The sequence below is a fragment of the Streptomyces sp. NPDC003038 genome (genome assembly GCF_040611115.1).
Classification (GTDB): domain Bacteria; phylum Actinomycetota; class Actinomycetes; order Streptomycetales; family Streptomycetaceae; genus Streptomyces.
Genome location: NZ_JBEXNN010000011.1, coordinates 52,168 through 77,657 on the forward strand (window position 1 = coordinate 52,168; position 25,490 = coordinate 77,657).

Here is a 25,490-nt window from a genome sequence, read left to right on the forward strand (position 1 = left end):
ATGGGCGCCGGCCACGCCCATAGGCTCTACCGGCACGGGCACTCGCCGGTCCACACCCTGCCGCCGCACTGCAAACTCGCCGCGACCTTCGGCTTCGTCGTGGTCGTCGTGTCCACACCGCGCGAGGCGATGTGGGCCTTCGGCCTGTACGCCGTCCTCATCGCGGCGGTCGCGGCCGTGGCCCGCGTCCCCGCCGGCTTCCTGCTGCGGCGGCTGCTCATCGAGATCCCGTTCGTCGCCTTCGCCGTGCTCATGCCCTTCGTGGCGCAGGGCGAGCGGGTGGACGTACTCGGCATGTCGCTCAGCGTCTCCGGCCTGTGGGGTGCCTGGAACGTGCTGGCCAAGGGCACCCTCGGAGTCGCCGCGTCCGTCCTGCTCGCCTCGACCACCGAACTGCGGGCGCTGCTGCTGGGCCTGCAGCGGCTCAAACTGCCGCCGATGCTCGTACAGATCGCGACCTTCATGATCCGCTACGGCGACGTCATCACCGACGAGCTGCGCCGGATGTCGATCGCGCGCCGCTCACGGGGCTTCGAGGCCAGTGGCATCCGGCACTGGGGGGTGCTGGCCAAGACGGCCGGCGCGCTGTTCATCCGCTCCTACGAGCGCGGCGAGCGGGTCTACCTCGCGATGGTCAGCCGCGGCTACACCGGCTCGATGCCGGTGATCGACGACGTCGCGGCCACGCGCGCCCAGTGGGCGCACGCGGCCGCACTCCCGGTGACGGCGCTCGCCGTCTGTCTGATGGGCTGGACGCTGTGACCCCTGCTCCCTCTCCCTCTCCCTCTCCCTCTCCTTCGCCTTCTCCTTCGCATTCCTCCGCTCCTTCCTCTCCTTCCGCTCCCTCTCTAGATGTGTCGGGGCTCGCGTACGCCTACCCGGACGGCCACCAGGCCCTCTTCGGGGTGGACCTGACCGTCGGCCACGGCGAGCGGGTCGCCCTGCTCGGACCCAACGGCGCGGGCAAGACCACGCTGGTGCTGCACCTCAACGGCATCCTGGGCGGCGGAGTCGGCTCCGTGACCGTGGCCGGGCTGCCGGTGGAGAAGCGGAACTTCGCCGAGATCCGGCGCCGGGTCGGGATCGTCTTCCAGGACCCCGACGACCAGCTGTTCATGCCGACCGTGCGGGAGGACGTGGCCTTCGGCCCGGCCGCGGCCGGTCTGCGGGGAGCGGAGCTGGAGGCGCGGGTCCAGGCAGCGCTGGAGCAGGTCGGGATGGCGGCCTTCGCCGACCGCCCGCCGCACCACCTGTCCTTCGGCCAGCGCCGCCGGGTCGCGGTGGCGACCGTACTGGTCATGCGCCCGGAGATCCTGGTCCTGGACGAGCCCTCGTCCAATCTGGACCCCGCCTCGCGCCGGGAGCTGGCGGACATCCTGCGGTCGCTGGACGTGACGGTGCTGATGGTGACGCACGACCTGCCGTACGCGCTGGAGCTGTGCCCGCGGGCCGTGGTCCTCAGCGAGGGGGTCATCGCGGCGGACGGCCGTACGCGGGACCTGCTGTGCGACGAGGAGCTGATGCGGGCCCACCGCCTGGAGCTGCCGTTCGGCTTCGACCCGCGGACGCCGTCTCTGGCGCGGTCCTCCGGCTGAGAGCACCCCGGGAAGCAGGGCCGTCCGGTGGGCGTTGCATCCTGTCGGGCGGCGCCGTCGGGGCGCCGTGGCCGTACGCGAGGAGTCGCACGTGGTGGTCCAGGGGACGGTTGCGGAGGGCTTTGAGCCGGTCCGGGACGCCTTCGTACGCAACTTCGAGGTGCTCGGGGACCGGGGTGCGGCCGTGGCGGTCTACCGGGACGGACGCAAGGTCGTCGACCTGTGGGCGGGCACGAGGGACGCGGACGGCGGGGACGGCGCTGAGGGCGGGGACGGGACGGACGGGGCGGACGCCCTGCCCTGGACGGCCGGTACGGCGCAGGTCGTGCGGTCCGCCACCAAGGGGGTCGCGGCCGCGGTGCCGCTGCTGCTGCACCAGCGGGGGCTGCTGGACCTGGACGCTCCGGTCGGGTCGTACTGGCCGGAGTTCAAGGCGGGCGGCAAGGAACGGCTGACCGTACGCGACCTGCTCGCGCACCGGGCCGGGGTGCCGGCGCTGGACCGGGGCCTGACTCCGGCCGAGGCCGTGGACGGGACGTCCGGGCCGCGCGCCGTCGCCGAGCAGCGCCCCTTCTGGGAGCCGGGCACGGCACACGGCTACCACGCGCAGACCTACAGCTGGCTCCTGTCGGAGCTGGTGCTCCGGGTGACCGGGGACTCGCTGGGCAGCTGGCTGGCCCGGGAGGTCACGGGGCCGCTGGGACTGGACTTCTGGATCGGCCTGCCGCAAGCGCAGGCGGCGTCGGGCCGGGTGGGCCGGGTCGCCCCGGTGGAGCCGCCGCAGGGCGCGGGCACGCTGAAGGTCCGCCCGCGCAGGAACGTTTCGGAGGCGTACGAGGACCCGTCCTCGCTCACCCGCCGCGCCTTCGCCGCGATCGACCCGCTGCCGGACGAGAACGCCCCGGAGTACCGCGCGGCCGAACTCCCGGCCTCGGCGGGCATCGGCACGGCGCGCGCCCTGGCCGGGCTGTACGCGGCGCTGCTGGACGACACCGAGGACGGCGGCCGCCTGTTCACCGCGGAGACCACCGCCCTGGCCGGGACGGAGCTTTCCGCGGGACCCGACCACGTCCTGGTCGTGAACACCCGCTTCGGCCCGGGCTACATGCTGCACGGCCCGGCGTCCCCGCTGCTGTCCCCGGCCTCCTTCGGCCACCCCGGCCGCGGCGGCTCACTGGCCTTCGCGGACCCGGAGGCGGGCATCGGCTTCGGCTACGTCACCAACGCCCTGGCCAAGTCGGTAACCGCCGACCCGCGTGCGCAGGCACTGGTCCGAGCCGTGCGCGCTGCGCTGGGCTAGGCGGATCCCGTACGTCCGCCCGCCCGCCCCCCCGTCGGCCCACAGGTGCGGCGCCGTCGCGGGGGCTCTGCCCCCGAGCCCCCGCGCCTCGAACTCCCCCGGCTACCTCCCCCAGACTCCGTCCAGGGGGACCCCTCGTAGGTGCCCCCTGGCGGGGCTGAGATCTGCCGACGGGGCTTGAGGTTGGCTCCGTCCCGGGCCGCGGGGCTCAGCCGGCGTTGAGGACCGATGCGACGATCGGGCCCGCCGTGTCACCGCCGTGGCCGCCGCCCTCGACCATCGCCGCCGCGGCCACGTCCCCGCTGAAGCCCGTGAACCAGCTGTCCGGGCTGCCCGCGCCGTCGACCTCCGCCGAGCCGGTCTTCGCGCCCTTGTCCGTGCCCTTGACCGGGGCCATCGCGGTGCTGCCGGTGCCGCTGGTCGCCGTCTGCCTCATCATCCTGACGAGCTGAGCCGACACCCCCGGCTTCATGGAGCGCGGGGCCGAGGCGAGGGTCCGTCCGTCCAGCGAGGCCTTGACGATCACCGGCTGCCGGAACACACCGGTCCGCGCGGTCGCCGTGATCGAGGCGATGTTCAGCGGGTTCATCTGGATGGTGCCCTGGCCGATGTACTCGGCGGCCGCCACCGGCCCCGAGGCCACCGGTACCGAGCCGTCCCAGGAGCGGACGCCCGCCTTCCACTCCAGCCCGATCCCGAAGACCTCCTTGGCCTCGCGGGGCAGTGCGCCGTTGTCGTCCACGTCGTCGATCAGGCTGATGAAGGCGGTGTTGCAGGACTTGGCGAAGCTCGTCGCGAAGGTCTGCCCGTCCAGACTGAAGTTCTTCAGGTTGCGGAAGGGCTTCCCCTCCCAGGTGGCGGTCGGGGGGCACGCCGCGACCTTGTCCGCCGCCACCAGACCCTTGTCCAGCAGCATGGCGGCCGTCACGATCTTCATCGTCGAGCCGGGGGCGCGCATGCCCTCCATGGCCGCGTTGAAGCCGTCCTTGCGGTGGTTGGCCACGGCCAGGATGTCGCCGGTGCTGGGCTTCACGGCGACGACCGACGCCTCGGCGTACTTCTCCACCGCCTTCTCCGCCGCGGCCTGCACATCGGCGTCGAGCACGGTCTCGATCCGGCCCGGCTTGCCCTCCACCAGCGTCATCAGCGTCCGCCGGGGCGCTTCCGGGGTGGCCGGTTCGATCCACACCTCGGCGCCGGACGTGCCGCCCGCCTTCTCCCCGTACGTCTTGCGCAGGGAGTCCAGCACCGGGCGCAGGGACGGGTACTTGTCGGCCGTCAGCTCCTTGCCGTTGCGGTCGACCGCCGTGACCGGCGGGCTCGGCGGGGCGCCCGCGCGAAGCTTCTCGTCCCGCTGGAGCTCCGGGTGGATCACCGAGGCCTGCCAGTCGACCAGCGGCTTTCCACTGGTCAGCCCGCGCGCCACGGTCAGCTGGGACGCGTAGGCGAGGGGCTTGGTGGCACCCTCGTACGTGATCTCGGCGGCGACGGTGAAGGGCACGGTGGTGCCGTTCGCCGCGCCGGGGGTGATCACGGCCTTGGACACGTGGGCCTTGGCCCCGTAGTCGGCCACAGCCGTCCTGGCCGCCTGCGTGTTGTTCGTCAGCTCGGCGGCCGTCAGCTCGTCGCCGGCGGCCCATGCCGCCAGGAAGGCCTTGGCGGTCGCGGCGGCCTCCTTCTCGGTGACGGGCCCGCTGCCCTTCTCCGACCGGACGGAGGTCTCGCCGGTCTTTCCCCCGCTGCTCTCGCCGTCCCCGCCGCTGTCCCCGACCAGCGCGTACACCCCGTACGCCGTCCCGCCGAGCATCGCGAGGAACACCCCGCCGACGACCGCGCCCTTGGCTGCCCCGTTCACTTGCGTCCCCTCCCCAGGAGCCACGGTTCTCTGAACATGTTCAAAGAACCCTTGGTGCAGACCTTACGTCGTGCTCACACCACCCTCCATCGTTGTTACCGGACCGGAACATCCGGCACTCCGGCCTTTCACACCCACGTGTCCAGCCACATCCGGGCCCGCCAGGAGTCCATCGGGATGGTCTGGGCGGTGTAGACCGGCCAGAAGTAGATGAAGTTCCACACGATCAGCAGGACCAGGACCCCCGCCCCGATCGCGCCCAGGGCGCGCCGCCGCTCGGTCGAGCCGGCCGGGCCCAGCAGTGCGCCGATCATCATCGCCACCGCCAGGCACAGGTACGGGACGAAGACCACCGCGTAGAAGTAGAAGATGGTCCGCTCCTGGTAGTTGAACCAGGGCAGCAGGCCCGCGGCCAGCGCGCACGCGATCGCACCCGCCCGCCAGTCGCGGCGCAAGACCCACCGCCACAGCACGTACAGCAGCGCGAAGCAGCCCGCCCACCACAGCAGCGGGGTGCCCAGGGCCAGGACCTCGCGGGCGCACTTGCCCGCTTCGGTCGCGGGGCAGCCCTCGGTGCCCGGTTCGGGGGACTCGTAGAAGTAGGAGACGGGGCGGCCCAGGACCAGCCAGCTCCACGGGTTCGACTCGTAGGTGTGCCCCGAGGTCAGGCCGACGTGGAACTTGTAGACCTCGGTCTCGTAGTGCCACAGGCTGCGCAGCCACTCCGGCAGGAAGGACAGCGCGCTGCCCTGGTCGTGCTTGGCGGCCCAGTCGCGCAGGTAGCCGCCCTTGCCGTTGTCGGGGCTCAGGATCCAGCCCGTCCAGGAGGCCACGTACGTCGCGACCGCGACCGGGACCGTGGACACGAAGGCGGGCAGCGCGTCGCGGCGCAGCATCGAGGCGTACGGGGCCCCCGCGCCCGCGGTACGGCGCGCGGCGGCGTCCCACAGCACGGTCAGGACGCCGAAGAAGGCCAGCACGACGAAGCCGTTCCACTTCGTGCCGGCGGCCAGGCCGAGGCAGACGCCGGCCAGGATCCGGTACGGGCGCCATCCCAGCCGCAGCGTCTCCGCGATCCCCGGGTCGGGCCGGGTCCGGCCCTCCGCGTCCACCGGGAGCGCGGCCGCGAGCCGGGCCCGGGCTCTGTCCCGGTCGATGAGCAGCGCCCCGAAGGCGGCGAGCACGAAGAACATCAGCACCAGGTCGAGCAGCGCCGTGCGGCTCATCACGAGGTGCAGGCCGTCCACCGCCAGCAGGGCGCCCGCCAGGCAGCCGAGGAAGGTGGAGCGCAGCAGGCGGCGGCCGATCCGGCACAGCATCAGCACCGAGAGGGTGCCGAGCACGGCAGTCATGAACCGCCAGCCGAAGGGTGTGAAGCCGAACATCCACTCGCCGAGTCCGATCACCCACTTGCCGACGGGCGGGTGCACGACGTAGCCCGGGTCCACGGGGAGGGAGATCCCGTCGGGGTTGGCGAGAATCGACTTGTCGATGTCCTTGGGCCAGCTCGCCTCGTAGCCCTGCCGGATCGTGGCCCAGGCGTCCTTGGCGTAGTACGTCTCGTCGAATATCACCGCCTTCGGGCTGCCCAGGTGCACGAAGCGCAGCACCCCGGCGACCAGCGCGACCAGCAGCGGGCCCGCCCACGCCAGGACGCGCCGCCAGGTGTCCACCGCCGCGGCGGGCACGCCGAGCGCCGTCCACAGCTGCTCGGACGGGCGGGCGTACGGGGGCACCAGGCGGGTGCGGACGTCGCCGCGCGCCGACGCGGAGGCGGGCGGCGCGTAGCCGAAGCCGCGCAGGCGGCGCAGCCAGGTGGGCGGCTCTGGTGCGCGTCCCGCGGACGGGGCGGGCGGGGCCCCCGCGGGGCTGGGCGGCGGCGTCGCGGTCTTGGTCACCGGGTCATCGTAAGGAACGCCGCTGTGCGCGCCCCGGTAGCCGGGTGCGTCGGGCTCCGGGGCTGAGAGGATGGGCCGGTGACAACTGACCAGTCCCGCGGTACCGCACCCGTCCACCAGCCCGCCGAGGGAGCCGGCGTGCTCGTCCTCGCCGGCACCCCCATCGGTGATCTCGCGGACGCCCCGCCCCGGCTCGCCGCCGAACTGGAGCGGGCCGACGTGGTGGCCGCCGAGGACACCCGGCGGCTGCGCCGGCTGACCCAGGGGCTCGGCGTGCACACCACCGGGCGGGTCCTGTCGTACTTCGAGGGCAACGAGTCGGCGCGCACCCCGGAGCTGGTCGAGGCCCTCGTCGGCGGCGCGCGCGTGCTGCTGGTGACGGACGCGGGCATGCCCTCGGTCTCCGACCCCGGCTACCGCCTGGTCGCCGCCGCCGTGGAGAAGGACATCAAGGTCACGGCCGTGCCCGGACCGTCCGCGGTGCTCACCGCGCTCGCGCTGTCCGGGCTGCCGGTGGACCGGTTCTGCTTCGAGGGCTTCCTGCCGCGCAAGGCGGGCGAGCGCCTCGGCCGGCTCCGCGAGGTCGAGGGCGAGCGGCGCACGCTGGTCTACTTCGAGGCCCCGCACCGGCTCGACGACACCCTGGCCGCGATGGCCCAGGTCTTCGGCGCCGAGCGGCGGGCCGCGGTGTGCCGCGAGCTGACGAAGACGTACGAGGAGATCAAGCGCGGCGGGCTCGGCGAGCTGGCCGCGTGGGCCGCCGAAGGCGTGCGCGGGGAGATCACCGTCGTCGTGGAGGGCGCCCCGGCGGCCGGTCCCGGCGATGTGGACGCCGAGGAGCTGGTGCGCAGGGTGAAGGTGCGCGAGGAGGCGGGGGAGCGGCGCAAGGAGGCCATCGCGGCGGTCGCGGCCGAGGCCGGCGTACCCAAGCGCGAGGTCTTCGACGCCGTCGTCGCGGCAAAGAATGCGGCACAAAAGGTGCCGTAAGTCGGTAAAGAGCTAACCTGAAAGGCAAAGCTCAGACCGCGCACCGGGCGCTTTGGGCATGATTGGCCCAAAGACCGTCCAAAAGGAGACAGGGCCTGATGCGCTCCCGCCCGAAGAGGCGTCCACTGGCATGGCACCAGTGGAACAAAAGGAGCTCGCATGAGTGAGATCGCAGACACCTCGGTACCTGTGCCCGCTGCTCCCCTGTCCGACGTGCACACCGTGCACGAGGCCTACTCCTTCGCCTGCATGAGGTGCGGTTACGGCTGGGAGCAGGCGTACGAGATAGAGCACCACGTCGACGGCAAGGGCGAGCCCTTCATCATGTACAAGGTGAAGGGCGAGCGGGTGCGCTCCCCGCTGTCGAACCCGACCTGCCTGAACTGCGGCGGACACGTCCTACGGATCATGCGGGCGGGGCAGGTCTCCTCGGTACTGGGCATGCTCGACGAGCTCTACCACCACCCGGGGATCGCCCCCGGGATCGCGGGACCCGTGCCCGCCACCGGTGCGGGCTACCAGCGCGAGCACCGGCCCCGGGGCGGCCGGCACGCGGAGAGCCTCGCGGCGGGCGCGCCGGGTGCGCCGGGTGGGCCGGGGGACGTGCCGCACGACGCGCCCGGACCCGTCCACGTGACGGCGGCGCAGGAGCGCGGCGGTCCGCTGTCCCGCCTGCTCGGGTGGCTGCGCCGGTCATAAGATCGGCCGTATGAGCCCCAGCCCCGCCCCCTCCCCGAACTCCGTCTCCAAGGACGCGCCGCCCCCGCTGCCCGACCCCCTCCGGGTGGCGGTGGCGGACTCCCACACCCACCTGGACATGCAGTCCGGCACCGTCGAGGAGGGCCTCGCGAAGGCCGCCTCGGTGGGCGTGACCACCGTCGTCCAGGTGGGCTGCGACGTGAAGGGCTCCCGGTGGGCCGCCGAGACCGCCGCCGCGTACGAGAACGTCCACGCGGCCGTCGCCCTTCACCCGAACGAAGCCCCCCGGATCGTGCACGGGGTCCCGGGGGACCCCTCCGGAGCCGGGGGAGGCCGGTCGTGGCACGGGGGGCGGCCGGGCGGCGGTGACGCCGCGCTGGACGACGCGCTGGCCGAGATCGAGGCGCTCGCCGCGCTGGACCACGTCAAGGCGGTCGGCGAGACCGGGCTCGACTACTTCCGCACCGGGCCGGAGGGAATGGCCGCGCAGGAGCGTTCCTTCCGCGCCCACATCGAGATCGCCAAGCGGCAGGGCAAGGCGCTGGTCATCCACGACCGCGAGGCCCACGCGGACGTGCTGCGCGTGCTGCGCGAGGAGGGCGCCCCCGAGCGGACCGTCTTCCACTGCTACTCCGGGGACGCCGAGATGGCCCGGGAGTGCGCCGCCGCCGGGTACTACATGTCCTTCGCCGGGACCGTCACCTTCAAGAACGCCCGCCCGCTGCGGGAGGCCCTCGCCGTGGCCCCGTTGGACCTGGTGCTGGTCGAGACGGACGCGCCGTTCCTGACCCCGGCGCCTTACCGCGGACGGCCCAACGCGCCGTACCTCATTCCGCTGACGGTACGGGCGATGGCCGCGGTCCGCGGCCTCGACGAGGACGCGATGGCCACCGCCCTGGCCGCCAACACGGCGCGCGCCTTCGCGTACTGAGGACCCCACAGCCACGACACGTTCCGTAGTCGTCCGACTTTGGTGAGTGACGGTGACTCCGCTAGGGTGCCGTGCCCGAACCAGCATGGGCCGGACCAGTGGAGCGAGCGTCGTGAGCGATACGCAGGGCAGTCACCGCCGTGGCGGTCCCGTCCCGGGGGCGTACGAGGACGAGCCCGGCACCGGGAGCGCCTGGCCGGCCGGCGCCGGGGTCGGGCCCGGGGACGGTGCGGCGACCGGGGACGAGCCGGGGGTCCCGGGCCCGCGCGGCGGGGACCGGCGGGCGGGGCGTCGCCGCAAGGCCCCGGACGCGGCTCCCGGCTCCGGCCACCGCCGGGGCGCCGGACAGCCGACCGAGGTCCCCGCTCACACCGGGCCGGCCGCAGGCCGCCGCCGGGCCGGGGCGCCGGAGACGGCGCCCTTCCCCGACCCGCCAGGCAGCCATCGCGGGGGCGCGGCGGCCGAGGACCACGGTCCCGCGCTCTTCGCCCCGCCCTTCGCCCCGCCGGACGCGGGCGCCCCGCCCGCCGGCGGCTCGGGCCGTCGCCGGGGCGCGGCGGCCGAGACCTGGCCCCTGAGCGCGCGGTGGCCGGACCACTTCGCCCCGCCCGAAGCAGAGCCCGCGGCGGACGGGAGCGGACCGGGCCGTCGCCGTGGTGGGGGACCGCAGGCCGACGAGCCGGGTGTACGGCCGGCGCCCGCCGCAGCGGGCTCGGGGCGGCGTCGCAGGGCGGTGGCCGAGCCCGCGGACCCCGGGACGCTCCTGGCTCCCGCCGGGCCCGGGCGGCGCCGCGGCGGCGTACCGGCGGCCGACGACCCCGAAGTCGCGCTGCCGTCCCCCGGACCGGGCAGACGGCGGCATGCCGGGGCCGCGCCCGGCGGCGCCCTGCCCGCCCCCGCCGCCGCCGGGACCTGGCGGCGGATCGTCCCGCAGGCCCTGGTCGTCGCCTTCCTCGCCGGGGGCACGACCGCGTTCGTCGCCGCCGACAAGTCGGTACGGCTCACCGTGGACGGCGTGCCCAGAACCCTCCACACCTTCGCCGACGGGGTGGACGAGCTGCTCGTCGCCGAAGGCGTCGGCATCGGACCCCACGACCTCGTCGTCCCCGCCCGAGGCGAGCCCCTCGACGACGGCGAGGAGATCGTCGTCCGCTACGGCCGCCCCCTGCTCCTCACCGTCGACGGGCAGCAGCGCCGGGTGTGGACCACCGCCCGCACCGTCGAAGGAGCCCTGCGCCAGTTCGGCATCCGGGCCGAGGGCGCCTACCTCTCCGCCCCCCGCACCGCCCCCGTCCCCCGTTCCGGCCTGACCCTCGGCGTCCGCACCGAGCGCAGCGTCACCTTCATGGCCGACGGCAGCGAACGCACCATCCGCACCAACGCCGCCACCGTCCAGGAGGCCCTCGACCAGGCCGGCATCAGCCTGCGCGGCCAGGACACCACCTCCGTGCCGCCCGGCTCCTTCCCGCGCGACGGCCAGACCGTCACCGTGCTGCGCATCACCGGCACCCGCGAGGTCCGCGAGGAGCGCATCCCGTACGCGACCGAGCGGGTCGAGGACGACGGCCTGTTCGCCGGCACCGAAGTCGTGGAGCGCGCGGGCCGGCCCGGGGCGCGCAGGGTCACGTACAGCCTGCGCACCGTCAACGGCGTCCGGCAGAAGCCCCGCCGCATCGCCGAGGAGGTCGTCCGCGAGCCGGTCACCCAGCTCGTCAAGGTCGGCACGAAACCGCTGCCGACGTCCGTCGCGGGAGCGGACGGCCTCAACTGGGGCGCACTGGCCCAGTGCGAATCCGGCGGGCGGCCCTCGGCCACCGACCCCTCGGGGACGTACGGCGGGCTGTACCAGTTCGACGTCCGCACCTGGCAGGGGCTCGGAGGGAGCGGGCGCCCGCAGGACGCGTCCGCCGCGGAGCAGACGTACCGGGCGAAGAAGCTCTACATGCAGCGGGGGGCGAGCCCGTGGCCGCACTGCGGCCGAAGGCTCACGTAGTTCCCCGGGTATGCGTTCCCCGGCTACGCGTAGCGATCGGTTCGTGTGCGCCTCGCCGGGTTCAGGCGCTCCTCGAACCAGACGCCCGGTCCGGCTCGGGATCACTCAGCCGATCTGAGACGCTTTACCGGTGAGCACCGCAGAGCAGCAGCCCGAAACCCCCTCCTCCGCCACCCCCGACGCCCTCCTCGGCCCGGCCGACATCCGGGAGCTGGCGGCAGTCCTCGGCGTACGCCCGACGAAGCAGAAGGGCCAGAACTTCGTCATCGACGCCAACACGGTGCGCCGGATCGTGCGCACTGCCGAGGTGCGCCCCGACGACGTGGTCGTCGAGGTCGGGCCGGGCCTGGGCTCGCTGACGCTCGCGCTGCTGGAGGCCGCGGACCGGGTGACCGCCGTGGAGATCGACGACGTCCTGGCGGCGGCGCTGCCCGCGACCATCGAGGCCCGGATGCCGGAGCGGAAGGACCGCTTCGCGCTGGTCCACTCCGACGCGATGCTGGTGACGGAACTGCCCGGTCCGCCGCCGACCGCGCTCGTCGCGAACCTGCCGTACAACGTGGCCGTGCCGGTCCTGCTGACCATGCTGGACCGCTTCCCGAGCATCGAGCGGACGCTGGTGATGGTGCAGGCGGAGGTCGCCGACCGGCTCGCCGCCAAGCCCGGCAACAAGGTGTACGGAGTCCCCTCGGTCAAGGCCAACTGGTACGCGGACGTCAAGCGGGCCGGGTCCATCGGCCGCAAGGTCTTCTGGCCCGCCCCGAACGTCGACTCCGGTCTCGTCTCGCTGGTGCGGCGCGCGCAGCCGGTCCGGACGACCGCCTCCAAGGCGGAGGTCTTCGCGGTCGTGGACGCGGCGTTCGCGCAGCGGCGCAAGACCCTGCGCGCCGCGCTGGCCGGCTGGGCCGGCTCGGCGGCGGGCGCCGAGGCGGCGCTGGTCGCCGCGGGCGTCTCGCCGCAGGCGCGCGGTGAGTCGCTCACGGTGGAGGAGTTCGCCGCGATCGCCGAGCACAAGCCGGCGGCGCCGAGGCCCGCGCTGTGAACCCGACCGGTACGACGAGCGTGACGGGCATGGCGAGCGTGACGGGTGTGACGGGTGTGACGGGTGTGACCGTACGGGTCCCCGCGAAGGTCAACGTCCGGCTCGCGGTGGGCGCGGCCCGGCCCGACGGCTTCCACGACCTGGCCAACGTCTTCCTGGCCGTGTCCCTCTTCGACGAGGTGACCGTCACCCCGGCCGACGGGCTGACCGTGACGTGCTCGGGCCCGGACGCGGAGCACGTCCCGCTGGACCGCACCAACCTCGCGGCGCGCGCCGCCGAGATCCTGGCGGTCCGGGCCGGCATCGAGCCCGCGGTCCACCTCCACATCGCGAAGAACATCCCGGTCGCGGGCGGCATGGCGGGCGGCAGCGCGGACGGCGCGGCGGCCCTGCTGGCCTGCGACGCCCTGTGGGGTCTGAACACCCCGCGCGCGGAACTGCTCGACATGTGCGCCGTGCTCGGCAGCGACGTCCCGTTCAGCCTCGTCGGCGGGGCGGCCCTCGGCACCGGCCGCGGTGAGGTGCTCACCGCCGTGGACGCCGGCGCCTTCCACTGGGTGTTCGCGGTGGCCGACGGAGGCCTGTCCACCCCGGCGGTGTTCCGCGAGTTCGACCGCCTCTGCGCCGGTACGCGGATCCCGGAGCCCGAGGCCTCCCCGGCCCTCCTCGCGGCCCTCGCCTCCGGCGACCCGCGGGCACTGGCCGCCACCCTGGCCAACGACCTCCAGCCGGCCGCGCTGTCGCTGCGCCCGCGCCTGGCGGACACCCTCGCGGCGGGTACCGCGGCCGGCGCCCTGGGCGCGCTCGTCTCCGGCTCGGGACCCACGACGGCCTTCCTGGTCCGCGACCCGCAATCCGCCGCCGAGGTCGCTGCCGCGCTCGACGCCTCGGGCACCTGCCGGGCCACCCGCGTGGCGTCGTCCCCGGCCCCCGGAGCCACGGTCCTGCCGTCCTGACCCTCCCCCCGCCGCCGCCCGGGGGCTCCGTACCCGGACCCCCGCGCCTCCCTTTTCCCCGGCCACGGCGGGCGAGTGGTTCCCGGCGGAGCGATCCGGCCCGGCCCGGAGGGTTAGGCTGAGGGGCTGATCCCCATCCCTTCCCTGGAGCGCGTCTGATGGCCGTCAATCTGGTCAATGTCGAGGCAGTCAGCAAGGTGTACGGCACACGTACCCTGCTCGACGGCATCTCCCTCGGCGTGTCCGAGGGGGACCGGATCGGCGTCGTCGGCCGCAACGGCGACGGAAAGACCACCCTCATCCGGATGCTGGCCAAGCTGGAGGAGCCGGACACCGGCCGGGTCACCCAATCGGGCGGCCTGCGCATGGGTGTCCTCACCCAGCACGACTCCCTCGACCCCGAGGCCACCGTCCGCCACGAGATCATCCGGGACATGGCCGACCACGAGTGGGCCGGCAACGCCAAGATCCGCGACGTGCTGACCGGACTCTTCGGCGGCCTCGACCTGCCGGGCTTCGGCCAGGGCCTCGACACCGTCATCGGCCCGCTCTCCGGCGGTGAGCGCCGCCGGATCGCGCTCGCCAAGCTGCTCATCGCCGACCAGGACCTCCTGATCCTCGACGAGCCCACCAACCACCTCGACGTCGAGGGCATCGCCTGGCTGGCCAAGCACCTCCAGGAGCGTCGCTCCGCGCTCGTCTGCGTCACCCACGACCGCTGGTTCCTCGACCAGGTCTGCACCCGCATGTGGGACGTGCAGCGCGGTGACGTGCACGAGTACGAGGGCGGCTACAGCGACTACGTCTTCGCCCGCGCCGAGCGCGAGCGGATCGCCGCGACCGAGGAGTCCAAGCGGCAGAACCTCATGCGCAAGGAGCTGGCCTGGCTGCGCCGCGGCGCCCCCGCCCGGACCTCCAAGCCGCGCTACCGCATCGAGGCCGCCAACGAGCTGATCGCCGACGTGCCGCCGCCGCGCGACCGCTCGGAGCTCATGCGCTTTGCCAACGCCCGCCTCGGCAAGACCGTCTTCGAGCTGGAGGACGTCACCGTCCAGGCCGGGTCCAAGACCCTCCTCAAGCACCTCACCTGGCACCTCGGCCCCGGCGACCGGATCGGCCTCGTCGGCGTCAACGGCGCCGGCAAGACCTCCCTGCTGCGGGCCCTCGCCTCGGCGGCCCGCACCCAGGGCGAGACCCAGCCCGCCGCCGGCAAGATCAGCGTCGGCAGGACCGTCAAGCTCGCCTACCTCTCCCAGGAGGTCGGCGAACTCGACCCGTCCCTGCGGGTCCTGGAGGCCGTCCAGCGGGTCCGCGACCGCGTCGACCTCGGCCAGGGCCGCGAGATGACGGCGGGCCAGCTGTGCGAGCAGTTCGGCTTCACCAAGGAGAAGCAGTGGACGCCGGTCGGCGACCTCTCCGGTGGCGAGCGCCGCCGGCTGCAGATCCTGCGGCTGCTGATGGACGAGCCCAACGTCCTCTTCCTCGACGAGCCCACCAACGACCTCGACATCGAGACCCTGACGCAGCTGGAGGACCTCCTCGACGGCTGGCCGGGCTCGTTGATCGTGATCTCGCACGACCGGTTCTTCATCGAGCGCACCACCGACACGGTGATGGCGCTGCTCGGCGACGCGAGCCTGCGGATGCTGCCGCGCGGCCTGGACGAGTACCTGGAGCGCCGGCAGCGGATGATCGAGGCGGCCGTCCCGGCCGCCGCTCCGGCCGCCGCGGCGAAGTCGGGTGCGCCCGGAGCCGTGTCGTCCAAGGACGACCGTGCCGCGAAGAAGGAGCTCCAGAAGATCGAGCGGCAGCTGAACAAGCTCTCCGACCGCGAGAGCAACCTGCACGCGCAGATCGCCGCGAACTCCACCGACTACGACAAGGTGGCCAAGCTCGACACCGAGCTGCGGGAACTCCTGACCGAGCGCGACGACTTGGAGATGCGCTGGCTGGAGCTGGCCGAGGACGCGTAGGAATCCGGCGCCCCGCGGGTCAACTGGCCGGATAACGGCGGCATCACGGGCCGGTCCTCCTCTGGGAACAGGGGGTGGACCGGCCCGGTGCGTGTCGGCCGGCAGTGATAGAAAGGTCATCCTCCACGCCCCCTGAAGCCGAAAGTGTCGCTGATGACCGAGCCGCCCCAGCCGCCGAACCAGCCGCCGACACCTTCCGGTTACGGCCACCTGCCCGGCCCACCGCAACCCGGTTACGGTTACCCGCCGCAGGGCGCCAACCCGTACGCCCAGCAGACCCCGTACGGCCAGCAGCCCCCGCAGCCCCAGCAGCAGCCCGGCTACGGCTACCCGCCGCCGCCTCCCGGCCCGCCCGGGATGCCGCCGGCCGCCCCCGGCACGAACCCCAAGAAGAAGCTGACCGTGCTGATCGCGGCCTCGGTCGCCGCCGTTCTCGTCCTCGGCACCGTCGCCTACGTCGGCTTCTTCAAGGGTGACGACGAGGACCCGAAGCAGCCCGTCGCACAGGGCTCCACGCCCGCCGACGGCAAGCCCTCGGGCTCCCCTTCCGTCGACAAGGGCGACGGCAGCGGCGACGGCGGCGAGGAAGCCGACCTCAACTCCGGCCGCAAGCAGGGTGAGGACAAGGTCCTCTGGCTCAAGACCAGCAAGATCGACGGTCCTGGCGCCGGTGTCGAGACCAAGGGCCAGTGGGTGGTCGGCGACACGGTCGTCAAGACCGTCTGGAAGTCCGTCATCGGCTACGCGGTGGCCGACGGCAAGGAGAAGTGGAAGATCGACTTCCCCACCGAGATCTGCGGGGTGACCGACCAGACCACCGAGGACGGCAAAACCGTGATCACCTTCAAGGAGGGTGAGTCGGAGACCGCCACCTGCAGCCAGATGAAGATGGTCGACCTCAAGGCGGGCAAGGAGGGCTGGACGAAGGAGATCCCCAAGGAGGGGGCCTTCGACCTCATGAGCGAGGCCAACCCCACCATCACCGGGGACACCGTCGCCATCAACCGCTTCATCTCCAGCAGCGCCTTCAAGGTCAGCACCGGCGACAAGCTCTTCACCGGCGCCGTCCCCGAGGGCTGCAAGCCGTCCTCGTACGCCGCGGGCCAGGGCAAGATGATCGCCATCGCCACCTGCCACGACGCCGACTCCACCCAGGAGATCCAGGACGCCGACCCGGTCACCGGCAAGAAGACCTGGTCCTACCCGCTCCCCAAGGGCTGGAAGGTCACCCAGATCTACTCGGTCGACCCGATCGTCCTCGACATCGGCGACCAGACGAAGAAGGAGCGCTCCATCGTGGTCCTCGGACCCGACGGGAAGCTGCGCACCACCGTCTCCGGCGAAGGCAGCTTCGCGAGCGGCTGCGGTCTGGGCAACCGCTCCCTGCAGGGCTGCGCCGACGCCGCCGTCGACGCCGGCATCCTCTACCTGCCCACCTCCCCGTCGGCGGGCACCGGCAACGAGATCGTCGCCTTCGACCTGGCCACCGGCAAGGTCAAGTGGCGCACCCCGGCCGGGGACAAGCGCACCCTCACCCCGCTCAAGGCCGCCAACGGCCAGCTGGTCGCCTACCGCGAGGCGGAGTACGACAAGGGCGGCGAGATCCTCACGATCCCGGCCGCCGGAGGCACTCCGACCGCGGTCCTGCGACACCCGTCGGGCCCCGCCGCTCCGGTCGAGAGCTCCTTCCACTCCCCGAAGGCCGACTACGTGGACGGCCGGTTCTTCATCTCCGCTTCCCGCCTGCTCGCCAAGGGCAAGGACGAGAAGCTCCTGATGGTCTTCGGCAAGTGAACGAGTCCACCGAGCCGCCCACCGAGAGGCACAGCAACCGATGAGTACCCCGCCGCCCCCCAGCCAGCCGCCCTCCGGCGGCTTCGGAGCCCCGCCGCCGCCCCCGGGCCGGCAGCCTTCCGGCGGCTTCGGCGCGCCCCCGCCGCCCGACCAGCCGCCGCAGCCGCCGTCCGTACCTCCGGCGCCCCCGCAGCAGCCCCCGGGCGGTTACGGATACCCGCAGCAGGCCGCCGGCCCGCCGCCGTTCGGCCCGCCCACCGCGCCCATGTACGCACCCCAGGCCCCGGCGGCCCCGGGCGGCGGCAACAACGACAAGCGCACCCAGCTGATGATCGTCGGCGCGGCCCTGCTGGCCATCGTCCTCATCATCGGGAGCGGCTTCTGGTACGTCTCGGGCGACAGCGGCGGCGGCACCCAGAACACCGCGGACGGCGGCCCCGCCACCAACCCGGGCGGCGACAAAGGCCAGGCCGGCGCGGGCGGTACCGAGAAGGTGCCGGCCAAGACCAAGTCGAAGACGCTGGTCAACGTCCCCCTGCCGCAGCCCGAGGAGCAGGTGATCGTCGAGGGCTCCTGGATCACCGACTCCACCTACATCAAGTCCGATGTGGCCAAGGTCGTCGGCTACAACCTCGTCGACGGCGGCAAGAAGTGGGAGATCCCGCTCCCCGCCCAGATCTGCGGCGCGACCAAGCACGTCAGCGAGAACAAGTCGGCCATCCTCTTCCAGGAAGCCCTGCCGACCCCGGAGAAGAAGTACCAGCCCTGCACCCACGTCGGCGTCATCGACCTGGAGACCGGCAAGCTCCTCTGGTCCGCTGCCGCCAAGTCCGCCACCGGCGGCGACAAGAACGTGACCTTCGCCGAGGTCACCGTCAGCGGCCAGACCGTAGCCGCGGGCGGCCTCTCCGGCGGCGCCGCCTGGAACCTGACCGACGGCAAGTCCCTGTGGCAGCCCAAGGTCGACGGCGAAGGCTGCTACGACGTCGGCTATGCCGGCGGCGAGGCCCTCGCCGTCATCCGCAGGTGCGGCCGCAGCCCCAACCAGACCCTGCACGCGCAGTCCCTCGACCCGGCCACCGGCGCGCCCAAGGCCTCGTACAAGCTCTCCCCGGGCATCGAGTACGCCGGCATCATCTCCACCAAGCCCCTGGTCGTCGCGGCCAACGTCGGCAGGACCGCCAAGAACGCCACCAACGTCAGCGACCTGTTCGTCATCGACGACGCCGGCCAGCTCAAGTCGCGCATCTCGCTCTCCTCGGGCAACTTCGGCCCCGACTGCCCCGCCAACGACGTCGAGAAGTGCGTGTTCATGGTGGTCGGCAACGGCAAGGTCTACCTGCCGTCCTACGAGCACCAGGGCAAGGACAGCAGCGGAGCCCGCACCAACGAGCTGCTCTCCTTCGACCTGGAGACCGGCAAGCAGACCAACGAGAGCGCCCCCGCGGGCGAGCGGTACACCATCTTCCCGCTGCGCATGGACGGGTCGAACATCATCGCCTACAAGAACCCCCCGTACGACAAGGGCGGCCAGATCGTCAGCATCGACGGCACGACCATGAAGGAGACCCTCCTCATGGAGAACCCGGGGGACAAGACCAGCCAACGCGCGGAGACGCGCACCACGCCCACCGGCGCCGAGTACCGCTACCACAACGGCAAGCTCTTCATCTCCCGCGTGTACGCCCGCAAGACGTCCTCGGTGGGTGACGACCCCGAGTACCTCTTCGTCTCGTTCACCACGAGCTGACGCCTCACCATGCCCGTCGCGAGCCCCCGGAAGGTCCTTCCTTCCGGGGGCTTCTGCGCGGTATCCGCCGCGCACCGTCGAACAAGCGTGTAGCTTGCCGGGTCAGAAGGAACGGGGGTGGCTGCCTTCATGGGCGTACGGGTCGTCGTGGTCGACGAGCACCGGCTGCTGGCCGAGGCGCTCGCCTCGGCCCTGAAACTGCGCGGTCACCGGGTGCTCGCCGCGGCCGCCCCGGCCGCGGGAGCCGCCGAACTGGTCATCAGCCGCGCCCCCGAGGTCTGCCTGCTGGGCACCTCGGCCCCCGCCGAGCCCGGGGTCTTCGAACCCGTGGTCCGGATCAAGCGGGAGCGGCCGCAGATCGCCGTCGTCGTCCTCGGCCCGGTGCCCAGCCCGCGCGGGATCGCCGCCGCCTTCGCCGCCGGCGCCTCGGGGTACGTACGCCAGGACGAGCGGGTCGAAGGCGTCGAGCGGGCCCTGGCCAAGGCGAGGGCAGGCGAAGTGGCGATCTCCCCGCAGCTGTTGCAGGGGGCCTTCGCCGAGCTCCTCAACCCCGCGGTCCAGCCCGACGACGAAGGCAGCCGGCTGCTGCGCCTGCTCACCCCGCGCGAGGTGGAGGTACTGGTCCGGGTCGCCGAGGGCGAGGACACCCGGCTCATCGCCGCGGGCATGGCGATCGCGCCGAGCACGGCCCGTACGCACGTGCAGCGGGTCCTGATGAAGCTGGGCGTCGGCTCCCGGCTGGAGGCGGCCGCGCTGGCCGCCCGTACCGGCCTGCTGGACCGCGCGACGCCGGTGCCGGCGCCCGCCGCCGGGGGCTGAACGGGACCCGGATTTCCCCGCGGGCGCGGAATCGGGTATGCCAGTGAGCAGCGTGTGCAGGCATCCTGCGTGCGGTTCCCCGCGAGAGGCAGTAGGCGAGTGAGTAGAACGCCGATTCGTAAGTACATGGTCACCGGTGGTGCCGGATACGTCGGCGGCGTGGTCGCCGCCCACCTCCTGGAGGCCGGCCACGAGGTCACCGTCCTCGACGACCTCAGCACGGGCTTCCGCGCCGGCGTCCCGGCGGGCGCCGCCTTCATCGAGGGCCGGATCCAGGACGCCGCCGAACACCTGGACCCCTCCTTCGACGGGGTGCTGCACTTCGCGGCCTCCTCACAGGTCGGCGAGTCCGTCGCGAACCCGGGCAAGTACTGGGACAACAACGTCGGCGGCACCCTCGCCCTGCTGAGCGCGATGCGTGAGGCGGACGTGCGCACCCTGGTGTTCTCCTCCACCGCCGCCACCTACGGCGAACCCACCGAAGGGCTTCTGACCGAAGCCTCGGTGACGGCGCCGACCAACCCGTACGGCGCCTCGAAGCTGGCCGTGGACCACATGATCGCCGGGATGTGCGCGGCGCACGGCCTGGCCGCGGTCTCGCTGCGCTACTTCAACGTGGCGGGCGCGTACGGCCGGTTCGGGGAACGGCACGACCCCGAGTCCCACCTGATCCCGCTGGTCCTCCAGGTCGCCCTCGGCGAGCGGGAGTCCATCTCGGTCTTCGGCGAGGACTACCCGACGCCGGACGGCACCTGCGTGCGCGACTACATCCACGTCGCCGACCTGGCGGAGGCGCATCTGGCCGCGCTGCGGGTGGCCGCCGCCGGGGAGCACCTGATCTGCAACCTGGGCAACGGCAGCGGCTTCTCGGTCCGCGAGGTCATCGAGACCGTCCGCAAGGTCACCGGCCGGGAGATCCCCGAGGTCGTCGCCCCGCGCCGGGCCGGCGACCCGGCGGTCCTGGTCGCCTCGGCGCGGACGGCCCACGAACGCCTCGGCTGGACCCCGAGCCGCTCGGACCTCACCGGCATCATCACGGACGCGTGGAACTTCGCGCGCGGGCGCACCGCCTGAACCGTCCGGCAGGCCCGGCCTACCGTTTTCCCCTCGCCCTCCGCACCTCCCCGCCATCCGCCCCCAGCTACCGCTGGGAGGTGCCCCCGGGGACCCCTGGTGCGGGGGGCGTGTGCGTCAACGCCGGGCGCCGTGGCCGGGCGCCGTGCGCGGGCGCCCGGCGTGCACACGCCGGGTGAAATGGACCCCGTGCAACTGCCCGCGGCACACCCCGGGCGCTACACCGCCGTCCGGACCTTCGGGGCAGTCGAATTCAAGCCACCATAAAGGCCGTTCAGGACGGCCCCATCGGAAAATCGCTGGGAAAACTTCTGCTATTCGGCCAACCGCGACCCGCCCCCGGGCCTACGCTGATGCGTGACACCGGTGGGGGCCGGTGTTGATTCAGGGGTCGAGACAAGTCGGGTACGACGTCCGGTCCGGGGTAGTGCAGAGATGTCACGGCGGCGGCCGCGGCAGCTGTGGATCACCCGGTCCGGGCGCCGTACCCGCAGCCGTCCGTTCCCCGACCCTTGGGGGTTTTGTGGTTCGTATCCGGGTTCTCGTGGTCGATGATCACCGCATCTTCGCCGAATCTCTCGCGGCCGCGCTCGCGGCCGAGCCGGACGTGGACGTGTCCGCGGCCGGCAGCGGCCCCGCCGCGCTGCGCTGCCTCGAACGCGCGGCGGCCGAGGGCCGCCGCTTCGACGTCCTGCTCGTCGACGCCGATCTCGGCACCGTCGCCGGGACCGTGCCCGTCCAGCGGGAGTCGGGGTCGGGCCCACCGCCCGGCTCGGACGGCATCGCGCTGGTCGCCGGGGTGCGGACGTCCCAGCCCGAGGTCCGTACGGTGGTCCTCGCCGGGCGCGACGACCCCCGCCGGGCCGCCCTCGCGCTCCAGGCGGGAGCCTCGGGCTGGGTGGCGAAGGACTGCTCGCTGTCGCGGCTGCTGGCCGTCATCCGAGGTGTCCTGCGCGAGGAGACGCACCTGCCGCCCGCGCTGCTCACCGGCGTGCTCCGGGAGTTGACCGCGGCGCGCAAGCACCGTACGGACAGTGAAAGGCTGGTCGAGTCGCTCACCCCGCGCGAGCACGAGGTGCTGTGCTGCATGGTGGCGGGGCTGGGCCGCAAGGACGTGGCGTCGAGGCTGTTCCTGTCCCCGCACACCGTCCGCACGCACATGCAGAACGTGCTGGGCAAGCTCGGTGTGCACTCCACGCTGGCGGCGGTGGCGCTGGCGCGCCGGGCCGGCGTAAGACCGGCGGAGCTAGCCGGGGACGTTGTCGAACGGAGCGGTCAACTGGCGTAGCAGTGCGGCCAGATCGCCGCGCTGGTTCCGCGAGAGCTGGGCCAGGATCGCCCGTTCCTGGGCCAGCAGTCCGGCGAGGGCCTGGTCGGCTCGGTCACGCCCCTCGGGGGTCAGCCGCACCAGGACCCCGCGCCGGTCGCTGGGGTCCGGCAGCCGCTCGACGAGGCCCTTCTTGGCGAGCCGGTCGATGCGGTTGGTCATGGTGCCGGAGGTGACGAGGGTCTGGGTCAGCAACTGACCGGGGGAGAGCTGGTAGGGCGCTCCGGCCCGGCGGAGCGAGGTCAGGACGTCGAACTCCCACGGCTCCAGGCCGTGCTCGGAGAAGGCCAGCCTGCGGGCGCGGTCGAGGTGGCGCGCGAGCCTGCTGACGCGGCTCAGTACCTCGAGCGGTTCCACGTCGAGGTCAGGGCGCTCCCGCCGCCATGCCGCGACCAGTCGGTCGACCTCGTCCTCCATGCCGATCATTGTAAGGGGTCTGTCGACATGAAGTCTCTTGAGCTCAAGTTTCTTGATTTCAAGTATCTTGGAATAGAGATATAAACGCGGCGAACCTGGGGCATGGACGGGCCGGAACAGCTTCCGCTTCCGCCCGCCCCGCCAGTAGGGAGGCTCGAACATGTATTCCGATACCGCGCAGGCCGGAATCCCCACGGCCACCGCACCCTCCGCACCCGTCTGGGACCCGCAGCAGTACCTCCGGCACGCCGGCCACCGCACGCGGCCCTTCCTGGACCTTCTGACCCGCATACCCGAACTCCCCACCAGCCCCGCCCGCATCGCCGACCTCGGCTGCGGCCCCGGCAATGTCACCGCGCTCCTGGCCGAACGCTGGCCCGAAGCCCGGATCACCGGCTTCGACCTCTCCCCGGACATGCTCGACCGCGCCACCTCGGACCACGCCGGACCCACCAGCGGCGGCGGCAGCCTCGAATTCCGCCAGGCGGACCTCGCCGGCTGGCTCCCCGAGGAGCCCTACGACCTGATCGTCTCCAACGCCGCCCTCCAGTGGGTGCCCAGCCACCCGGGCTCCTTCGCCGCCTGGACGAACAGCCTGCGCCCCGGCGGCACCTTCGCCTTCCAGATTCCCGGCAATTTCAACGCCCCCAGCCACGCCCTGATCGCCGAGCTCTGCGACACGCCGCGTTGGCGGTCCCGCCTCGCCGGGCAGGGAGCCCGCTACATCCATCTGCTCGAACCCGCCGAATACCTCGCCCGGTTCACCGAACTCGGCTGCGCCGCGGACGTGTGGGAGACGACCTACCACCAGTTGCTCCAAGGCCCCGACCCGGTGCTGGAATGGGTCAAGGGAACCGCCCTGCGGCCCATCCTCACCACCCTCGGCGACGACAAGGACGCCGTCGACGCCTTCATCGCCGAATACCGCGACCGACTGCGCGCGGTCTACCCGCCCGGGCCGCGGGGCACCGCCTTCCCCTTCCGCCGCATCTTCGCCGTGGCACGCAAGGAGGCCTGACCATGCCGACCGCCGTCGAGCGCGTCCCGCCCGGCAACCGGCTCGAACCCCTGGAAGCACACCGCCCGCGACCCGTCATGTGATCCGGACACGACGGCGCCCCGCCACCGGATCCCGGTGACGGGGCGCCGTCGCACTCCGGCCGCGTACGCGAAGGCGCGTACGCGGCCTCAGCTCTTACGGTGGCCCACCAGGCGCGGCTTCGCCTCCAGCCCGTCCAGCCCGTGCCAGGCCAGGTTCACCAGGTGCGCGGCGACCTCCGCCTTCTTGGGGCGGCGCACGTCCAGCCACCACTGCCCCGTCAGCGCCACCATGCCGACCAGCGCCTGCGCGTACAGCGGGGCCAGCTTCGGGTCGAAGCCGCGGGCCTTGAACTCCAGGCCCAGGATGTCCTCGACCTGCGTGGCGATATCGCTGATCAGCGAGGCGAAGGTGCCCGTCGACTGGGCCACGGGGGAATCCCGCACCAGGATGCGGAAACCGTCCGTGTAGGACTCGATGTAGTCCAGCAGGGCGAAGGCCGCCTGCTCCAGCAGCTCCCGCGGGTGCCCGGCCGTCAGCGCGCCCGTCACCCCGTCCAGCAACTGGCGCATCTCCCGGTCCACGACGACCGCGTACAGGCCTTCCTTGCCGCCGAAGTGCTCGTACACCACCGGCTTCGACACCCCGGCCTTCGCCGCGATCTCCTCCACCGACGTGCCCTCGAAGCCCTTCTCGGCGAACAGGGCCCGACCGATGTCCAGCAGTTGCTGACGCCGCTCCGCGCCCGTCATCCGGACCCGGCGACCGCGCCTGGGCTTGTCGCTGCTGGAATTACCGCCGTCGATCGCCACGCCCCCCATCATGCCGCGTTCGGCTCGTTTTCCCTGCGCCGGGCGTCGAGGCGGGCCTCCGAAGGCCAGCGCACGTCCGTCGCCCAGCCCAGCTGCTCGAACCAGCGGATCAGCCGCGCACTGGAGTCGACCTGGCCGCGCAGGACACCGTGCCGGGCGGAGGTCGGGTCGGCGTGGTGCAGGTTGTGCCAGGACTCGCCGCAGGACAGCACCGCCAGCCACCACACGTTGCCCGAGCGGTCCCGGGACTTGAACGGCCGCTTGCCCACGGCGTGGCAGATCGAGTTGATCGACCACGTCACGTGGTGCAGCAGCGCCACCCGCACCAGGGAACCCCAGAAGAACGCCGTGAAGGCGCCCCACCAGGACATGGTCACCAGGCCACCGACGAGCGGCGGGATCGCCAGCGAGAGGATCGTCCAGTAGACGAAGTCACGCGAGATGCGGCGGATCGCCGGGTCCTTGATCAGGTCCGGGGCGTACTTCTGCTGATCGGTCTGCTCCTCGTCGAAGAGCCAGCCGATGTGTGCCCACCACAGGCCCTTCATCAACGCGGGCAGCGTCTCCCCGAAACGCCACGGCGAATGCGGGTCACCCTCGTGGTCGGAGTACTTGTGGTGCTTGCGGTGGTCCGCCACCCAGCGCACCAGCGGGCCCTCCACCGCCATGGAACCCATGACGGCCAGAGCGATCCGAAGCGGCCGCTTGGCCTTGAAGGAGCCGTGCGTGAAGTAACGGTGGAAACCGATGGTGATGCCGTGGCAGGCCAGGAAGTACATGAACACCATCAGGCCGAGGTCCAGCCAGCTCACCCCCCAGCCCCAGGCCAGCGGGACAGCCGCCAGCAGCGCCAGGAAGGGAAAGACGATGAAGAGCAGAAGCGCGATCTGCTCGACGGATCTCTTGCTCTCGCCGCCGCGGGTCGCGGACGGCTCGGACGGAGTACCGGAGGGCGCGCGTGAGGCGTCCTCGATCAGGTCGGAACTGAGGGTCATGGGAATCCCCTGGGGGTGAGGAGTCGGCGAGGGGGGAGCCTCCCAGCAGGAGCTGGGGGAGCCCGATCACGGACCTACGGAACCGTAACCTACGGCATCGTAAGTATGGCAAAGGTGAAGCCGGCGGCAAGAGGAGCACGGTCCGGACACGGTCCGGACACGGCCCCGGACGGGTGGTGTGCGCCGACCGCGCAGGTTCCACCTACTGACACGTTTGCCCAGGCACGGGCATCG

The 25,490-nt window shown here is 72.6% G+C and carries 21 protein-coding genes; 16 read left to right on the forward strand and 5 right to left on the reverse strand.

What is annotated here, in order from left to right; all coding sequences use genetic code 11:
* From cbiQ to ABZX75_RS16315, 3 genes are all read left to right on the forward strand, one after another.
* Positions 1-762 carry a cobalt ECF transporter T component CbiQ gene (gene cbiQ, locus ABZX75_RS16305; RefSeq protein ID WP_355410849.1) on the forward strand — a complete coding sequence of 254 codons (762 nt, stop codon included), beginning with the start codon at positions 1-3 and terminating at the stop codon, positions 760-762.
* 92 nt (positions 763-854) lie between these two features.
* The gene (locus tag ABZX75_RS16310) at positions 855-1,595 is read left to right on the forward strand and encodes an ABC transporter ATP-binding protein (RefSeq protein WP_355410850.1); all 741 of its coding nucleotides are present in this window, start codon (positions 855-857) and stop codon (positions 1,593-1,595) included.
* Positions 1,596-1,686: 91 nt separating this feature from the next.
* Positions 1,687-2,895, forward strand: coding sequence for a serine hydrolase domain-containing protein (locus ABZX75_RS16315; RefSeq protein WP_355410851.1), 1,209 nt, complete (start codon positions 1,687-1,689; stop codon positions 2,893-2,895).
* A gap of 208 nt (positions 2,896-3,103) precedes the next feature.
* On the opposite strand, the gene ABZX75_RS16320 is transcribed toward ABZX75_RS16315, so the two are convergent.
* Positions 3,104-4,750: a penicillin-binding transpeptidase domain-containing protein gene (locus tag ABZX75_RS16320; RefSeq protein WP_355410852.1), complete on the reverse strand. Its 1,647-nt coding sequence runs from the start codon at positions 4,748-4,750 to the stop codon at positions 3,104-3,106.
* A gap of 128 nt (positions 4,751-4,878) precedes the next feature.
* On the reverse strand, positions 4,879-6,561 hold the full coding sequence (locus tag ABZX75_RS16325) for a phospholipid carrier-dependent glycosyltransferase (protein WP_355411029.1): 1,683 nt from the start codon (positions 6,559-6,561) through the stop codon (positions 4,879-4,881).
* A gap of 225 nt (positions 6,562-6,786) precedes the next feature.
* Here ABZX75_RS16325 and rsmI point away from each other — a divergent pair, with 225 nt between their 5' ends.
* From rsmI to ABZX75_RS16385, 12 genes are all read left to right on the forward strand, one after another.
* Complete coding sequence (rsmI, locus tag ABZX75_RS16330; RefSeq protein ID WP_355411031.1) at positions 6,787-7,635, forward strand: 16S rRNA (cytidine(1402)-2'-O)-methyltransferase; 849 nt, start codon at positions 6,787-6,789, stop codon at positions 7,633-7,635.
* A gap of 159 nt (positions 7,636-7,794) precedes the next feature.
* Positions 7,795-8,334, forward strand: a complete 540-nt coding sequence (locus ABZX75_RS16335; protein WP_355410853.1) for a hypothetical protein — start codon at positions 7,795-7,797, stop codon at positions 8,332-8,334.
* A gap of 10 nt (positions 8,335-8,344) precedes the next feature.
* A complete protein-coding gene (locus ABZX75_RS16340; RefSeq protein ID WP_355410854.1) occupies positions 8,345-9,265 on the forward strand; it encodes a TatD family hydrolase in 921 nt (306 codons plus the stop codon).
* Positions 9,266-9,998: 733 nt separating this feature from the next.
* Positions 9,999-11,258, forward strand: coding sequence for a ubiquitin-like domain-containing protein (locus ABZX75_RS16345; RefSeq protein WP_355411033.1), 1,260 nt, complete (start codon positions 9,999-10,001; stop codon positions 11,256-11,258).
* 130 nt (positions 11,259-11,388) lie between these two features.
* Positions 11,389-12,300, forward strand: a complete 912-nt coding sequence (gene rsmA / locus ABZX75_RS16350) for a 16S rRNA (adenine(1518)-N(6)/adenine(1519)-N(6))-dimethyltransferase RsmA (protein WP_355410855.1) — start codon at positions 11,389-11,391, stop codon at positions 12,298-12,300.
* Between the two features lie 29 nt (positions 12,301-12,329).
* On the forward strand, positions 12,330-13,256 hold the full coding sequence (locus ABZX75_RS16355) for a 4-(cytidine 5'-diphospho)-2-C-methyl-D-erythritol kinase (protein ID WP_355410856.1): 927 nt from the start codon (positions 12,330-12,332) through the stop codon (positions 13,254-13,256).
* A 158-nt stretch (positions 13,257-13,414) separates the two neighbouring features.
* Positions 13,415-15,229, forward strand: a complete 1,815-nt coding sequence (locus tag ABZX75_RS16360; RefSeq protein WP_355410857.1) for an ABC-F family ATP-binding cassette domain-containing protein — start codon at positions 13,415-13,417, stop codon at positions 15,227-15,229.
* A gap of 153 nt (positions 15,230-15,382) precedes the next feature.
* On the forward strand, positions 15,383-17,023 hold the full coding sequence (locus ABZX75_RS16365) for a PQQ-binding-like beta-propeller repeat protein (RefSeq protein ID WP_355410858.1): 1,641 nt from the start codon (positions 15,383-15,385) through the stop codon (positions 17,021-17,023).
* Between the two features lie 40 nt (positions 17,024-17,063).
* Positions 17,064-18,773 carry a PQQ-binding-like beta-propeller repeat protein gene (locus ABZX75_RS16370; RefSeq protein ID WP_355410859.1) on the forward strand — a complete coding sequence of 570 codons (1,710 nt, stop codon included), beginning with the start codon at positions 17,064-17,066 and terminating at the stop codon, positions 18,771-18,773.
* A 129-nt stretch (positions 18,774-18,902) separates the two neighbouring features.
* Positions 18,903-19,592 (forward strand): LuxR C-terminal-related transcriptional regulator, encoded by a 690-nt coding sequence (locus ABZX75_RS16375; RefSeq protein ID WP_355411035.1) that lies wholly within the window; start codon positions 18,903-18,905, stop codon positions 19,590-19,592.
* Between the two features lie 126 nt (positions 19,593-19,718).
* Positions 19,719-20,666 (forward strand): UDP-glucose 4-epimerase GalE, encoded by a 948-nt coding sequence (gene galE, locus ABZX75_RS16380; protein WP_355411037.1) that lies wholly within the window; start codon positions 19,719-19,721, stop codon positions 20,664-20,666.
* 523 nt (positions 20,667-21,189) lie between these two features.
* Positions 21,190-21,954 carry a response regulator transcription factor gene (locus tag ABZX75_RS16385; protein WP_355410860.1) on the forward strand — a complete coding sequence of 255 codons (765 nt, stop codon included), beginning with the start codon at positions 21,190-21,192 and terminating at the stop codon, positions 21,952-21,954.
* On the opposite strand, the gene ABZX75_RS16390 is transcribed toward ABZX75_RS16385, so the two are convergent.
* The gene (locus ABZX75_RS16390) at positions 21,913-22,410 is read right to left on the reverse strand and encodes a MarR family transcriptional regulator (protein ID WP_355410861.1); all 498 of its coding nucleotides are present in this window, start codon (positions 22,408-22,410) and stop codon (positions 21,913-21,915) included. The two genes, ABZX75_RS16385 and ABZX75_RS16390, sit on opposite strands and share 42 nt — an antisense overlap.
* A gap of 160 nt (positions 22,411-22,570) precedes the next feature.
* Between ABZX75_RS16390 and ABZX75_RS16395 the strand changes: the two genes are divergently transcribed.
* Complete coding sequence (locus ABZX75_RS16395; RefSeq protein WP_355410862.1) at positions 22,571-23,428, forward strand: trans-aconitate 2-methyltransferase; 858 nt, start codon at positions 22,571-22,573, stop codon at positions 23,426-23,428.
* Positions 23,429-23,598: 170 nt separating this feature from the next.
* Here the strand turns inward: ABZX75_RS16395 and ABZX75_RS16400 are convergent, their stop codons facing one another.
* On the reverse strand, positions 23,599-24,270 hold the full coding sequence (locus tag ABZX75_RS16400; protein ID WP_355411039.1) for a TetR/AcrR family transcriptional regulator: 672 nt from the start codon (positions 24,268-24,270) through the stop codon (positions 23,599-23,601).
* Positions 24,270-25,256 carry an acyl-CoA desaturase gene (locus tag ABZX75_RS16405; RefSeq protein ID WP_355410863.1) on the reverse strand — a complete coding sequence of 329 codons (987 nt, stop codon included), beginning with the start codon at positions 25,254-25,256 and terminating at the stop codon, positions 24,270-24,272. Before ABZX75_RS16405 ends, ABZX75_RS16400 begins: the two co-directional genes overlap by 1 nt.
* Between the last annotated feature and the right edge of the window lie 234 nt (positions 25,257-25,490).

Coding starts and splice junctions, on each gene's coding strand:
- cbiQ (WP_355410849.1), top strand. CDS start 1: ATGGGCGCCGGCCACGCCCATAGGCTCTACCGGCACGGGCACTCGCCG.
- ABZX75_RS16335 (WP_355410853.1), top strand. CDS start 7,795: ATGAGTGAGATCGCAGACACCTCGGTACCTGTGCCCGCTGCTCCCCTG.
- ABZX75_RS16340 (WP_355410854.1), top strand. CDS start 8,345: ATGAGCCCCAGCCCCGCCCCCTCCCCGAACTCCGTCTCCAAGGACGCG.
- ABZX75_RS16355 (WP_355410856.1), top strand. CDS start 12,330: ATGGCGAGCGTGACGGGTGTGACGGGTGTGACGGGTGTGACCGTACGG.
- ABZX75_RS16360 (WP_355410857.1), top strand. CDS start 13,415: ATGGCCGTCAATCTGGTCAATGTCGAGGCAGTCAGCAAGGTGTACGGC.
- ABZX75_RS16365 (WP_355410858.1), top strand. CDS start 15,383: ATGACCGAGCCGCCCCAGCCGCCGAACCAGCCGCCGACACCTTCCGGT.
- ABZX75_RS16370 (WP_355410859.1), top strand. CDS start 17,064: ATGAGTACCCCGCCGCCCCCCAGCCAGCCGCCCTCCGGCGGCTTCGGA.
- ABZX75_RS16375 (WP_355411035.1), top strand. CDS start 18,903: ATGGGCGTACGGGTCGTCGTGGTCGACGAGCACCGGCTGCTGGCCGAG.
- galE (WP_355411037.1), top strand. CDS start 19,719: ATGGTCACCGGTGGTGCCGGATACGTCGGCGGCGTGGTCGCCGCCCAC.
- ABZX75_RS16390 (WP_355410861.1), bottom strand. CDS start 22,410: ATGGAGGACGAGGTCGACCGACTGGTCGCGGCATGGCGGCGGGAGCGC.
- ABZX75_RS16395 (WP_355410862.1), top strand. CDS start 22,571: ATGTATTCCGATACCGCGCAGGCCGGAATCCCCACGGCCACCGCACCC.
- ABZX75_RS16400 (WP_355411039.1), bottom strand. CDS start 24,270: ATGGGGGGCGTGGCGATCGACGGCGGTAATTCCAGCAGCGACAAGCCC.
- ABZX75_RS16405 (WP_355410863.1), bottom strand. CDS start 25,256: ATGACCCTCAGTTCCGACCTGATCGAGGACGCCTCACGCGCGCCCTCC.